This is a genomic window from Jeongeupia wiesaeckerbachi (assembly GCF_050916355.1).
Classification (GTDB): Bacteria; Pseudomonadota; Gammaproteobacteria; order Burkholderiales; family Chitinibacteraceae; genus Jeongeupia; species Jeongeupia wiesaeckerbachi.
On sequence record NZ_CP136946.1, the window covers coordinates 1,616,301 to 1,630,643 of the forward strand.

The 14,343-nt window shown below is 64.8% G+C and carries 9 protein-coding genes; 8 read left to right on the forward strand and 1 reads right to left on the reverse strand.

Features of this window, described 5'->3' with window-relative positions:
• Positions 1 to 28: 28 nt before the first annotated feature.
• The 7 genes from R0382_RS07910 to R0382_RS07940 all read left to right on the forward strand — a co-directional run bounded on the left by R0382_RS07910 (position 29) and on the right by R0382_RS07940 (position 10,623).
• Positions 29 to 685 (forward strand): TetR/AcrR family transcriptional regulator, encoded by a 657-nt coding sequence (locus R0382_RS07910; RefSeq protein WP_432723684.1) that lies wholly within the window; start codon positions 29 to 31, stop codon positions 683 to 685.
• Positions 678 to 1,811, forward strand: coding sequence for an efflux RND transporter periplasmic adaptor subunit (locus R0382_RS07915; protein WP_432723686.1), 1,134 nt, complete (start codon positions 678 to 680; stop codon positions 1,809 to 1,811). The genes R0382_RS07910 and R0382_RS07915 overlap by 8 nt, the downstream gene beginning before the upstream one ends.
• A complete protein-coding gene (locus R0382_RS07920; protein ID WP_432723688.1) occupies positions 1,808 to 4,909 on the forward strand; it encodes an efflux RND transporter permease subunit in 3,102 nt (1,033 codons plus the stop codon). The genes R0382_RS07915 and R0382_RS07920 overlap by 4 nt, the downstream gene beginning before the upstream one ends.
• An 8-nt stretch (positions 4,910 to 4,917) precedes the next feature.
• Positions 4,918 to 6,270: a TolC family outer membrane protein gene (locus R0382_RS07925; RefSeq protein WP_432723690.1), complete on the forward strand. Its 1,353-nt coding sequence runs from the start codon at positions 4,918 to 4,920 to the stop codon at positions 6,268 to 6,270.
• A gap of 142 nt (positions 6,271 to 6,412) precedes the next feature.
• Positions 6,413 to 6,736 carry an H-NS family nucleoid-associated regulatory protein gene (locus R0382_RS07930; protein WP_203539822.1) on the forward strand — a complete coding sequence of 108 codons (324 nt, stop codon included), beginning with the start codon at positions 6,413 to 6,415 and terminating at the stop codon, positions 6,734 to 6,736.
• Positions 6,737 to 6,850: 114 nt separating this feature from the next.
• Positions 6,851 to 8,977, forward strand: a complete 2,127-nt coding sequence (locus tag R0382_RS07935; RefSeq protein WP_432723692.1) for a UvrD-helicase domain-containing protein — start codon at positions 6,851 to 6,853, stop codon at positions 8,975 to 8,977.
• A gap of 11 nt (positions 8,978 to 8,988) precedes the next feature.
• Entirely contained in the window at positions 8,989 to 10,623 is a 1,635-nt protein-coding gene (locus R0382_RS07940; RefSeq protein WP_432723693.1) for a response regulator, read from the forward strand.
• A gap of 6 nt (positions 10,624 to 10,629) precedes the next feature.
• On the opposite strand, the gene R0382_RS07945 is transcribed toward R0382_RS07940, so the two are convergent.
• A complete protein-coding gene (locus R0382_RS07945) occupies positions 10,630 to 11,466 on the reverse strand; it encodes a PhzF family phenazine biosynthesis protein (RefSeq protein ID WP_432723695.1) in 837 nt (278 codons plus the stop codon).
• A 108-nt stretch (positions 11,467 to 11,574) separates the two neighbouring features.
• On the opposite strand from R0382_RS07945, the gene ppc reads away from it, so the two are divergent.
• Positions 11,575 to 14,337 (forward strand): phosphoenolpyruvate carboxylase, encoded by a 2,763-nt coding sequence (ppc, locus tag R0382_RS07950; RefSeq protein WP_432723697.1) that lies wholly within the window; start codon positions 11,575 to 11,577, stop codon positions 14,335 to 14,337.
• Positions 14,338 to 14,343: the final 6 nt, after the last annotated feature.

Below are 14,343 nucleotides of genomic sequence, written 5' to 3' on the forward strand. Positions count from 1 at the left end.
AAATGAATATTCATTTATTACTAACGCCATGAGCCTCTGCCCCAAGCGCTGGTCGCGTCGCAAGGAAGCCAGGCCGCACGAAATCCTCGAAGCGGCGCTCGAACTGTTTGCCGAAAAGGGCTATGCGGCGACACGGATCGACGAGATCGCCAAGCGTGCCGGCGTCACCCGCGGTACGCCGTACCTGTATTTCGCCGGCAAGGAAGACATCTTCAAGGCGCTGATCAATGAGCTGCTGCTGCCGGCGCTCGACGAGGCCGAGGCGGTGCTCGACGACGTCGAAGGCGATGCGTCCGAGCGGCTGCGCTGCGTCGTCCACCTCTGGTGGAAGAGCATGGGCGAGACGCGGCTGTCGGCGCTGCCCAAGCTGATGGTTGCCGAGGCCGGCAACTTTCCCGAGGTCGCGCAGTTGTACAACGACCAGTTCGTTGCGCGCGGCGAAGCCATCTTTCGTCAGGTGATCGAGGCCGGTATCGCCAGTGGTGAATTCCGGCCGATCGACGTCGAATACGTATTGCACGTGCTGTGCGCGCCGGTGGTGATGGCGATGCTGTCGCGCTATATGCCGAGTAGCCATGCCCAGCTCGACCCGATCCGCTATCTCGACACCCTGCTCGATCTGGTGCTGCACGGCCTGTACCCGCATCCCGACTCAACCCGTTCCGAGGTTTCCGACCATGCTTGATCGCATCGCCCCCGCGCCGCGTCCACTCAGACTGGCGAGTGCGCTGATCGTTTTCGCCCTGCTGGCGGCGTGCAAGGACGGCGCCAAGCCGCAGGAGGAAGTCCGGCCGGTACGCGTCGTCACCGCTGGTGCCGATGCGGCCTTGCCCGGCGCCGAGCTGACCGGTACCGTGCGCGCCCACGTTGAAACGCCGCTGGGTTTCCGGATCGGCGGCAAGCTGATCGAGCGGCGCGTCGACATCGGTGCGGTGGTGAGGAAGGGCGACGTGATCGCGCGCATCGACCCGCAGGATGCAGCGCTGAACGCCGCTGCGGCCGAGGCGCAGGCGGCGTCGGCGCGGGCACAGCTCGCCAAGGTGAAGATGGACTACGAGCGCAGCAAGGCGCTGTTCGCGCAGAAGTTCGTCAGCCAGGCCGAGGTCGATACGCGCAAGACCGCACTCGACGCCGCCAGCGAATCGCTGCGGCAGGCCGAGGCGCAGCAGCAGCTCGCGCGCAATCAGGCCGGCTATGCGACCTTGCTCGCCGACGCCGATGGTGCCGTGACCCGCGTCAGCGCTGAACCGGGGCAGGTGGTGTCGGCCGGCACGCCGGTGGTGACGCTGGCGCGCGACGGTGTGCGCGAAGTCGGCCTCGACGTGCCGGAAAACCTGCATGGCAAGGTCAAGCTCGGTGACAAGGTGAAGATCCGGCTGTGGGCGATGCAGGGGAAGGAGTTCGCCGGCCATGTCAGCGAGATCTCGGCCGCGGCTGATCCGGCTTCGCGTACCTATGCGTCACGGGTGGTGTTCGACGAAACGGTGCCGCAGCTTGGCCTTGGCATGACCGCGAGCGTGAGGCTGGCCGCACCCGATACGGCCGCGGCCGGTGGGCAGGTGAGGCTGCCGCTGACGGCGCTGTTCGGCGAAACCGGCAAGCAGCAGGTCTGGCGTCTCGACACCAAGGCGGGGCGCGTCCATGCACAGCCGGTCAAGGTGCTGACGATCACCGATACCGCGGTGCTGGTGTCGGGGGTCAAGGCGGGCGAGCAGATCGTCACCGCTGGCGTACATCTGCTGCGCGAAGGCCAGCCGGTGAAAGCGCTGGCGGCGACGCCGGCCAAGTCGGTGGCAGGAGCCGGCGCATGAACGAACAGGATTTCGACCCGGCGACGCACGCCGGCCGCTTCAATCTGTCGGCGTGGGCGCTCAAGCACCAGTCGCTGGTGCTCTACCTGATGATCGTGCTGTCGCTGGCCGGCGTGCTGGCGTACACCAAGCTCGGCCAGAAGGAAGACCCGGAGTTCACCTTCAAGGCGATGGTCGTCCGCGGTTTCTGGCCCGGTGCATCGGCGTCCGAGGTCGAAAAGCAGCTGACCGATCCGCTCGAGAAAGCGCTGCAGGGCATCGGCGCAATCGACTTCACCAGGAGCTACTCGCGCGCCGGTGAGGCGCTGATCATCGTCAGCCTGCAGGAGACGATCCGCGGCAAGGCGGTCGACGATGCGTGGTATCAGGTCAGGAAGCGCATCGGCGACATCCAGCGCACCCTGCCGCAGGGCACCGTCGGGCCGTTCTTCAACGACGAGTTCGGCGAGACCTACGGCAATCTGTATGCGTTCACCAGCGACGGCTTCTCGATGCCGGAGCTGAAGGACTATGTCGAGGACGTACGCACCGAACTGCTGCGGATCAAGGACGTCAACAAGGTCACGCTGGTCGGCGAACAGGACCAGAAGATCTATGTCGAATATTCGGCGGCCAAGCTCGCCGCGCTTGGCGTCTCGCCGTTCCAGATCAATCAGGTGCTGGCGGCGACCAATGCGCTGACGCCGGCCGGTGTGGTCGAAGGGCGCGAGGAGCGCGTTTTCGTCCGCGTCACCGGCAATTACGACGCCGTGGCGCGCATCCGCGACACCGTGGTCGACGTTCAGGGCAAGCGCTTCCGGCTCGGCGATATCGCCAACGTCTACCGGGCGACGATCGATCCGCCGACGCTGAAAATGCGCTACCAGGGCCAGCCGGCGATCGGTCTTGGCGTGTCGATGCGCCACGGCGGCAACGTGCTGAGCATGGGCGAGCAGATCGACGCGACGCTGGCCAAGGCCAAAGCCAGCCTGCCGGTCGGCATCGAATTCCACGCGGTGTCGGACCAGCCGGCGGTGGTGAAGGGTGCAGTCAAAATCTTCATGCACTCGCTCGGCGAGGCGGTGCTGATCGTGCTGGCGGTGAGCTTCCTCAGCCTCGGCTGGCGCACCGGCATTGTCGTCGCGCTGTCGATTCCGCTGGTGCTGGCGCTTACTTTTCTGGGCATGTTCGCCGCCGGCATCGACCTGCAGCGGATCTCGCTCGGCGCGCTGGTCATCGCGCTCGGCCTGCTGGTCGACGACGCGATCATCGCGGTCGAGATGATGGCGCTCAAGCTCGAGCAGGGCTGGGATCGCTTCCGGGCGGCGACGTTCGCGTATTCGAGCACGGCGATGCCGATGCTGACCGGGACGCTGATCACCGCGGCCGGCTTCCTGCCGGTCGGCCTTGCCAAGTCGAATGCCGGCGAATACACATTCTCGATCTTCGCCGTCGTCGGCATTGCGCTGATGCTGTCGTGGATAGTCGCGGTGGTGTTCACGCCGTATATCGGCTTCAAGCTGCTGCCGGAAACGCCGAAGCACGAGGAGCACGACGTTTACCAGGGCCGGTTCTACCGCAGCTTCCGCGCGCTGCTGACCTGGTGCATCACCTGGCGCAAGACGACGATCGCCGCGACCGCGCTGGCCTTTGTTGCTGCGATCGTCGTGTTCGCGACGCTGATCCCGAAGCAGTTCTTCCCGGCATCGAGCCGGCCCGAGCTGATGGTCGATCTGTGGCTGCCGTACGCGGCGTCGTATCAGGCGACCGAGGCGGAGGCGAAAAAGCTCGAAGCCATTTTGATGAAGGATCCGGACGTCGAAAGTGTCACCGCCTATGTCGGCGTTGGCTCGCCGCGCTATTACCTGCCGCTCGACGAGCAGATGCCCAACCTGAACTTCGCCCAGCTGACGGTGATGACCAAGGGCGAAAAAGTGCGTGAGAACGTGCTCAAACGCATCCATGTGCTGTTCGCCAATGATTTCGCCCAGGTGCGCGGCCGGGTGGTGCGGCTGGAAAACGGCCCGCCGGTGGGTTACCCCTTGCAGTTCCGCGTGTCCGGCGAGGACGTCGGCGAATTGCGCCGGATCGGCGAGCAGGTCGCCCATGCCATGCGCGCCAATCCGCACGCCCGCGAGGTGCATTTCGACTGGGGCGAGCAGGTCAAGGTGCTGCGCATCCACGCCGACCAGGACAAGCTGCGCGAAGTCGGGCTGACGACGCAGCAGCTGGCGCAATATCTGCAACTGGCGGTGTCCGGCGTCACCGCAACGCAGTATCGCGAGAACAACGAGCTGATCGATGTCGTTGCCCGGCTGCTGCCGACCGAGCGCACCTCGCTGACGGCGATCCGCGATCTGCCGGTCAAGCTGGCCAATGGCCGCAGCGTGCCGCTGTCGCAACTCGGCGATGTGGCGCTTGAGGCCGAGGAAAGCCTGATCTGGCGCCGCAACCGTGTGCCGACGCTGTCGGTGCGGGCCGACGTCAGCGGCGCGCAGGCGCCCGATATCGCCAAGGCGCTGCAGCCGGCCATTGCCGCGATCGAGGCCAAACTGCCGGCGGGTTATCACATCGAGGTTGGCGGCACGCTCGAAGCGTCGAAGATCGGCGAGGATTCGATCTCGGCGGTGATGCCCTTGATGCTGATCGTCGTGATGACCTTGCTGATGATCCAGCTGCAAAGCATCCAGCGGATGATCATGGTGCTGCTGACCGCGCCGCTCGGACTGATCGGCGTGGCGATCGCCTTGCTGTTGTTCCGGGCGCCGTTCGGCTTCGTCGCAACCTTGGGCGTGATCGCGCTGTCTGGCATGATCATGCGCAATTCGGTGATCCTGATGGACCAGATTGAGCAGGACATCCGTCACGGCCACCCGGCGTGGACCGCGGTGATCGAGTCGGCAGTGCGGCGCTTCCGCCCGATCATGCTGACCGCCGCTGCGGCGATCCTGGCGATGATTCCGCTGACGCGCGACACCTTCTGGGGGCCGATGGCCATCGCGATCATGGGCGGGCTGCTCGTCGCGACCGTGCTGACGCTGCTCTTCCTGCCGGCGCTGTATGCCGCGTGGTTCCGGATCAAGCCGCCCGTGCCTGAACACGCGGTGACACAACAATGAGAACAACGATGAAACGATCATGGATGGCGCTGGTATTGGCCGGCGCGATGCCGCTGGCCGGCGCGACCGACCTGATGGATGCCTGGCGCGCCGCGCGCGGCTACGACGCGGCGTTTGCCGCATCGCGCGCCGGCCTGACCGCAGGGCGCGAGAAAACCAACCAGGGCAATGCCTTGCTGCTGCCGCAGGTGACGCTGAGCGGCAACGCCGGCGTGGCGTCGAGTGATTACCGCGCCGGGCAGGCGACGCTGCTGAATCCGAATTACGACAACAGCGGCGGCCAGTACGGGCTCAAGGTCACCGCGGCGCAGCCGATCTACCGCGCCGATGCCTTCGTCGGCAGCGACCAGCTGAAGAAACAGGCCGATCAGGCCGAGGTGCAATATCGCGCCGCCGAGCAGGACCTGATCCTGCGCGTCGCCAAGGCCTATTTCGAGGTGATTGCCGCCGAAGAAGCGGTGCGCTTTTCCGCTGCGCAAAAAGCCGCTGTCGGCCAGCAGCTGGCGCAGGCCAAGAAATCGTTCGAGGTTGGCACCGCGACGATCACCGACACGCACGAGGCGCAGGCGCGTTACGACTCGATCGTCGCGACCGAGATCAACGCGCAGAACGATCTCGAGGTCAAACGCAACGCCTTTACCCAACTGACCAACCAGGACCCGACGGTGCTGGCGAAGATATCGACCCAGCTCGAACCATCGCCGCCGCAGCCGAACGCGATGGCCGACTGGCTGATGCGCGCCGACACCGGCAGCCTGGCGATCGCCGGGCAAAAGCTGGGCCTCGATATCGCCACCCGCCAGATCGACCGCTACCGTCTCTCGACGCTGCCGACGCTCGATCTGGTCGCCAGCTACGGCAGCGATTGGGCCGCCGACGGCTTGGCACGCGCCGGTGGCACCGACCGGACGAGCAACGGGCTGATCGGCCTGCAGTTGTCGATTCCGCTGTTCACCGGCGGCAACCGCAGCTCGCAGTACCGCGAGGCGATCGCGCTCGAAGAGCAACAGCGCCAGACACTCGAAGCGACGCGCCGCGACGCGGCGCAATCGACCAAGCAGGCCTTCCTCGGCGTACAGAATGGCGCGGCGCAGGTCCGGGCGCTCGAGCAGGCCGAAGTCTCGGCGCGCTCGTCGCTCGAATCGACCAAGCTCGGCCGCGATGTGGGTGTCCGGACAACGGTCGACGTGCTCAATGCCGAACAGAATTATTACCAAACGCGTTTCAATCTGGTCGTGACCCGCTACCAGTACCTCTTCGCCAGACTGCAGCTGGCTGCGGCAGTTGGCGCGCTGGACGAGGCACAATTGCAGGATATCAACCGGTGGCTTGATTCGAATCCAGCCTTGCGAAGCGGATAGTTACTTTATCAATAAGCATCTTCTTATTGATGGAGTAATTGGAATTGGATTTGCGCTTTACTTGAAATGGCTGGAATGGCTGTGCATAATTGATCGGGAAATGTGACGCATCGTCATTACATCCCCGAACAAGGAGCGACCAATGGAACTGTCCGGCTTCAGCCTGCCGCAGCTGTATGAACTGCAAAAGAAGATCGCTGTCGAAATCGAAAACCGCAAGGTGACCGACAAGCACGATCTGCTGGTCGAAATCCAAAACCTGGCTGCCGCCAAGGGTTTCTCGCTGAACGAAGTGCTTGGCGTTGAAGCTGCCAAAAAGCTCGGCAAGAAAGTTGCTGTTGCTGGCAAGCCGCAGTTTGCCAACCCGAATGACCCGAGCCAAACCTGGTCGGGCCGCGGCCGCAAGCCGCAATGGGCAATCGATTGGCTGGCCACCGGCAAATCGCTGGACGATCTGCGCGTTTGATTCGCAGGATGTCCATCAAAAAGGCAGCGTAACGCTGCCTTTTTTCATGCCTGCTGCGTTCGAGCGTCGCGGGCAGAACCGGTACAATCGCCGTTTTGCCCGGGCTGTATTCTCATGGCGCATCCGCTGACCGAGTCCCTCAATCCTGAACAGGCCGCCGCGGTCGAGCTGCCGATGGCGCATGCGCTGATCCTCGCCGGCGCCGGCAGCGGCAAGACCAGGGTGCTGACAACGCGCATCGCCTGGCTCCTGTCGACGGGCCAGCTCAGCCCGGCCGGCGTGCTGGCGGTGACGTTCACGAACAAGGCCGCCAAGGAAATGCTGGCGCGGCTGACGGCCATGCTGCCGCTGAACCCGCGCGGACTGTGGATCGGCACCTTCCACGGCCTGTGCAACCGCATGTTGCGATTGCACCATCGCGACGCCGGCCTGCCGGCAACGTTTGCGATTCTCGATTCGACCGATCAACTGGCCGCGATCAAGCGCGTGCTCAAGGCGCTGACCATCGACGACGAGCGCTTTCCGCCCAAAACGGTGCAGCAGTACATCAACGGCCAGAAGGAAAACGGCCTGCGCGCGGCAGCGGCCGAAGCCTGGGATGACTTCTCCCGCACCTTGCGGGCGATCTACGCCGAATACGAAACCCAGTGCCGCCGCGAGGGTGTGGTCGACTTCGCCGAATTGCTGCTGGCCAGCTTCGAACTGCTCGATCGCAATGCCTCGCTGCGTGAGCATTACCGCTCGCGATTCCGGCAGATTCTGGTCGACGAATTCCAGGATACCAACCGGCTGCAATACGCCTGGCTGAAGCTGCTGGCCGGGCCCGATAACGCGATTTTCGCCGTCGGCGACGACGACCAGTCGATCTATGCATTCCGGGGCGCCAATGTCGGCAATATGTTCGACTTTCAGAAAGATTACGCCGTCCAGCATGTGATCCGGCTCGAGCAGAATTACCGCTCGCACGCCAATATCCTTGATGCGGCCAATGCGGTGATCGCCAATAATCGCGAGCGTCTGGGCAAGACCCTATGGACGTCGGAAGCCGGCGGCGAGCAGATCCGGGTATTCGAGGCCGCGTCCGATTTCGAGGAAGCCGATTTCATCGTCGATGAAGTCGGCCAGTTGTGCCGTGACGGCGTCGATGCCAACGACATTGCCGTGCTGTATCGCTCGAACGCGCAATCGCGCGCGATCGAGCATGCGCTGGTTCAGGCCGGAATTCCGTATCGCGTCTATGGCGGCCTGCGCTTTTACGAGCGGCAGGAAGTCAAACACGCGCTGGCGTATTTGCGGCTGATTGCCAATGCCGACGACGACAATGCCTTGCTGCGCATCATCAATTTCCCGACCCGTGGCATCGGTAACCGTACGATCGAAACGCTGCAGGACACAGCACGGGTGACCGGTACCAGCCTGTGGCTGGCCGCGTGCGCGGGGGGGGCCGGTCGCAGCGCGGCAGCGGTGGGGCGCTTTGTCCATCTGGTCGAGGCGATGCGCCAGGCCAGCGAGGGGCTGGCGCTGCCCGAGCTGGTATCGCTGGTCATCGAGCAATCGGGGCTGGGCGAGCACTACCGCAACGACAAGGAGGGCGAGGAACGGCTCGCCAACCTCGGCGAACTCGTCAGCGCCGCAGCGGCCTTCGTCACCGAAGACGAGAACGATATCGCGGCCTTTCTCGCCAACGCCAGTCTCGAGGGCGGCGAGCGCGAGGCCGGTGCTGGCGAGGCGGCAGTACAGCTGATGACGGTGCACTCGGCCAAGGGGCTCGAGTTCCATTCGGTGTTCCTGACCGGAATCGAGGAAGGACTGTTTCCGCACGACAACAGTGCCGGCGACCCGAAGGGCCTCGAAGAAGAGCGCCGGCTGATGTACGTGGCGATCACCCGCGCGCGGCGACGGCTGTATCTGACGCTGGCGCAGAGCCGCATGCTGCATGGTCAGACGCGCTACGCGGTGGCCAGCCGGTTCCTCAATGAAATCCCGCAGGACCTGTTGCATTTCCTCAATCGCGGCTATGCGCCGCAGGCCGCGGCTGCGCCGTCGCGCGCGTCTGCGCGCAAGAGCACGCCGGATCACGGCCTGTCGATCGGCATGAGCGTGAAGCATCCGAAGTTCGGCATTGGCGTCGTCACCGACCACGAGGGCGGCGCGACCGGCAATGTGCAAGTCAACTTCCGCGATCACGGCAGCAAGTGGCTGGCCGTCGCGTATGCCAAACTCGAACCATTGACCGACTGAGCCGTTCGCCCATGAGCCAAACCAGCCGTGCCCTGATCATCGAGCCTGCTTCCGAAGTCAGGGCGATGCTCGCGCGCGGACTGCTCGAGGCCGGCGTCGGCGAAGTCGATTACGCGGCGCGGACCGGCGACGCCTACGGCAAGCTCAAGCAGACGCCGTACGACATCGTGCTGTGCGAGTACGACCTCGGTCAGTCCTTCGACGGCCTGCATTTTTTCGAGGCCTGCCAGACGCAGCATCTGCTCAAACCCTCGTGCGTGTTCATGATCGTCACCGGCGAGCGCCGGCTGTCACAGGTGATGAGCGCGGCCGAGCTGACACCGGACGCCTACCTGCTCAAGCCGTTTTCGGGCAGCGAGCTGCTCGAGCGGCTGGCGCGGGCCATTGCGCGCAAGCGCCAGTTGCGGGCGATCGACGACGCCAGCCGTGCCGGCGACTATCTGGCGGCGATTGCCGCTTGCAATACCGAGCTGTCGGGCGCGACGCCGGCCGAGCGCCCGGACCTGTTGCGGCACAAGGGGCGCTTGCTGGGCCTGCTTGGCGAACACGCACTGGCGCGGGATTTCTACCGTGAACAACTGGCCGACGGCGACTGGCCGTGGGCGCAGATGGGTCTGGCGCGTTCGCTGTTCGAACTTAAACAGTATGACGAGGCCAAGCTGTTGTTCGAGCGGGTCAAGACCGAACACGAACTGGTCATGGACGCCTACGACGGGCTGGCAAGAACGCTGGCGGCGCAGGGCGATGGCGAAGCGGCGCAGGCGGTACTCGAGCAGGCGGTGACGCGCTCGCCGCTGGTGGCGCGACGTCAGCGCGCCCGTGGCCGGCTGGCGCAGCGTAACGGCGCGCTCGATGTCGCGCAGGCGGCGCTGAGTCAGGCGGTGCAACTGAATCGCGGTTCGTTCTGGCGCGATCCGGCGCTGTACGGCGAGCTGGCGCGGGTGCAGCTGGCGCAGGGCGACATTGGCGCCGCACGGCGTACCGCGGCGCAGCTGATGCACGATTTCCGCGGCGACGAAGTCGGTCAGGCGGTCGCCGAGATGATCGAAGGCGCGAGCTTCATGCAGTCCGGTGAAAAGGACAAGGCGCGCAAGCTGATCACCGGCGCGGCCACCCGGCTGGCGGCGCGCGACGATGCGCCGGCCGGTGCGCTGCTCGAAGCCGCGCAGGCGTGCGTCACGCTCGGTGACGGTGGCGACGCCGAGAAACTGGTCCGCCGCGCGCTGAGCAACCGCCACGACGACGCCGAAATCGTCGCCGGCGTCGAAGCCTTGTATGCCGGCATGGGCCGGCCGGAGGCGGGTGCCGCACTGATCCAGGAGGCGGCGCGCGACATCATCGAGCTCAACAACGAGGCGGTGCGTGCCGCGCAGGAAGGCGATCTGCGCGGCGCGGCCGAGCGCTTCATCGTGGCGCTCGACCGGCTGCCGGGCAACGTCGGAGTATTGCTCAACGCAGCCAACGCGCTGCTGAGTTGCGTCAACCGGATGGGCTGGGACGCCAATTACATGCAGATCGCCCAGACCTGCGTGCAGCGCGCGCTGCGGATCGAACCCGGCAACGGCCGGGCGCGGCAGCTGCAGGATGTCTGGCTGCGGACGCAACGCCGCTTCGGCATCGACGCCGTACACGGCGGCGAGCCCTGAGGCGGGTCAGAGTTCGATCCGGCCCTCGCCAACGATCCAGATCCGCCCGCCGACGGCTATGGCGCGATCGGCGCCAATCTGCAGGTGCAGTACCGACAGCCGCGTGTTCGGCCGATGGATCGTGTGCCCTTGCTCGACCTTGAGCCGGCACGGCAAGTCGCAACCGGTGGCGAGCAGCCAGCCGCCGAGGTTGGCGACGGCGCTGCCGGAACCGAAATCCTCATAGACATTGAACGAGTCGCTGCTGAAAAAGCGCAGCATCGCGATATCGCCGTCACGGTGCCAGAGCGCCAGCTGGGCGATGTGCTGGCCGTTGCTGGCAAGCTGCGCCAGCAGCGCCGGGTGAGGCGCAGCCTGCAGCACGGCCTGGCGCGAACGCAGCTGCACCATCAGTTGCGCGAGGCCGGTGTCGATCATTAGCGCCGGCGCGGCGATGTCGCGGGCGTCGACGCCCAAGGCGCTGGCGATCTCCATCGTGCCGGCCGCCGCCGGTTGCGTGCGGTTGGCCCAGGCGCGGAACCAGTAAGCATGTTCGTCGCGCGATAGCTGGATCGGCCCGTAGCGCCCCGGCAGGCGCTCGGGGCAGCGGCCGGTTTCCTGGTGCAGCACCGCGGCGGCAGCCAACTGGGCCAGCCCGGAGAACGGCAGCGTGAATTGCGGTGCGATGCAGCGAATGGCATCGGCGTTGCGGGTGACGAAAACCGACTCGGGCTGGTTCAACTGGTAGGCCAGTTGGCGCATCACCGCATCGTCGGGCAAGGCGTCGACCAAGAAGACCGCGAGCGGCGATCCGGAGGTACGCCGCTCGGCAAATCCATTGATCAGGAAAAAAGGGTATTGCAAGGAAGGCGCTCCGAAGGGGCCAGGCATTGGTGAAGGGCTTCAGTTACGACGACTTGTTGCTACAATGGGGAACATTTTGCCTATAAATCAGCCGCTGCCGAGCCGCCCATGTCCGTACTAGAACCGATTGCCGAGAAAGACCTGCCGCTTGCGCGTGATCTGGACCTTCTGTCCCGCGTATTGGCCGAAACCATCCGTGAACAATCCGGCAGCGCCGCTGCCGAGCAGATTGAAGCGATTCGCGAGCTTGCGCTCAAATACGTGCAAGGGCATGACCCGGCAGCCGGTCAGGCGCTGGCGAGAGCACTGTCGGCACTGGACCTGGCCGATGCAATGGCCCTGGTTCGTGGCTTCAGTTCTTTCTCTCACCTTTCGAATATAGCAGAGGATCTGCACCACAATCGTCGCCGTCGCGCGCACAAGATCGCTGGTTCGGCGCCGCAACGCGGCAGTATCGCCGCAGCGATCGAGAGCCTCGATGCCCGTGGCGTCAAACCTTCCGAGATGCTGGCGCTGCTGAACGAAACGCTGATCGTGCCAGTGCTGACGGCGCATCCGACCGAAGTCAAACGCAAGACCATCCTCGAGTGCCACCGTGCCGTCGGCGAGCTGCTGGCCGAACGCGACCACAGCCACCTGACACCGGAAGAGCTGCAAGCCAATCAGGAAGCGCTCGAGCGCGTGCTGATCACGCTGTGGCAGACGCGCGAAATTCGTACCGTCAAACTGCGCGTGCAGGACGAGATCGAGAACGGCACCACGTATTTCCGCAATTCCTTCCTGCATGAAGTGCCGCGGCTGATGCTCGATCTCGAGGACAAGCTGGCGGCGCTTTCGGGCAAGAAGGTCGAATTGCCGAACTTCCTGCAGGTTGGCAGCTGGATCGGCGGTGACCGCGACGGCAACCCGTTCGTGACCGCTGAAGTGATGCGCTATGCAGTGTCGCGCCAGTCGGGCGTGGCGCTCGATTACTACTATCAGCAATGCCAGAAGCTCGAAGGCGAGCTGTCGATGTCGACCCGCTTGGTTCAGGTCGATTCGACGCTGCAACAGCTGGCCGAGAAGGCCAGCCCGGAAGAGCGTGCGCATAAGGGCGAAGAGCCGTACCGGCTCGCCGTCGCGCATGTCGGCGCGCGGATTTTCGCGACCGCAGTCAAGATCGGTACCTTCCATCAGACCCTGCACGACGTCGTCCGCGCCGAGCCGTACAAGAGCGCGCAGGAACTGGCAGCCGATCTGGCGGTGATCAGCAACTCGCTCAAGGCACACAGCGCCACCAAGCTCAGCCAGGGACGTTTGCGCCGCTTGCAGCGCGCCGTCAGCGTGTTCGGCTTCCATCTGGCGCCGGTCGACATGCGCCAGAATTCGGGCATTCACGACAAGGTGATCGCCGAGCTGTTTGAAAAGGCCGGCCTTGAGGACTATCTGAAGCTCGACGAGGCCAGCCGCCGCGTCGTGCTGCTGCGCGAGCTCGCCAGCCCGCGCCCGCTGATCTGCCCGTACGTCGATTACACCGCCGAGACGCAGAAGGAAATCGACATCTACCGCGCCGCCGAGGAAATCCAGTCGCGTTACGGCGAAGCGGTACTGCCGAACTACATCATCTCCAACTGCGAATCGGTATCGGACATCCTCGAAGTCGCGGTGCTGCTGAATGAAGTCGGCCTGGTGCAGCTGGCGCCGACGACGGTCGCCAAGATCAATATCATCCCGTTGTTCGAAACGATTCCCGACCTGCGCATCTGCGGCGAGATCATGACCGAGCTGTTCGCGATTCCGCAGTGGCGCCAGCTGCTTGGCTGCCGCAGCGGCGTGCAGGAAGTGATGCTCGGCTATTCGGACTCGAATAAGGACGGCGGCTATCTGACGTCGAACTGGGAGCTGTACAAGGCCGAGCAGACGCTGGTCAAGGTCTTCGATGCCGCCGGTTTCAAGATGCGGCTGTTCCACGGTCGTGGCGGCACCGTCGGCCGCGGTGGCGGCCCGGCGTACGACGCAATCCTGGCGCAGCCGGCCGGTTCGGTCGCGGGCCAGATCCGCATCACCGAGCAGGGCGAAGTGATTGCCGCCAAGTACGCCGACCGCGAAGTCGGCCGCCGCAACCTGGAAATCCTTGTGTCGGCGACGCTGGAGGCCAGCCTGCCGAAGCACAACGGCGAGCAGACCGACGACCCGGCCTCGCTGGCGCTGATGGATGATCTGTCGGCGCACGCCTACCGCGCCTACCGCGATCTGGTGTTCGCAACGCCGGACTTCGTGACCTACTTCCGTGAAGCCACGCCGATCGGCGAGATCCCGAGCCTGAACATCGGTTCACGCCCGGCCGCCCGCAAGGCGACCAATTCGATCGGCGACCTGCGCGCGATTCCGTGGGTGTTCTCGTGGTCGCAGTGCCGGCTGATGCTGCCGGGCTGGTATGGCTTCGGTACCGCCGTGACCGAATACCTCGACACCGCCGGTGATCAGGGCCTGGACACGCTGCGCCGGCTGTACCGCGATTGGCCGTTCTTCACCTCGACGATTTCCAATATGGAGATGGTGCTGGCGAAGTCGGACATCGCGATTGCCGCGCGTTATTCGGAGCTGGTCAACGATCAGGATCTGGCACGGCGCATTTTTGGCCGGATCAAGGCCGAGTGGCAACGCGCCGTCGACGTGGTCAAGGCGATCACCGAACACGACGAGCTGCTGGCCGACAATCCGATGCTGTCGCGCAGCCTCGACAACCGCCTGCCTTACCTCGATCCGCTCAACCATCTGCAGGTCGAGCTGCTCAAGCGCTTGCGTGCCGGTGACGAGAGCGAGGACGTGCAGCACGCGGTCCATCTGACCATCAACGGTATTGCCGCCGGCCTGCGTAACAGCGGCTGATCCGGC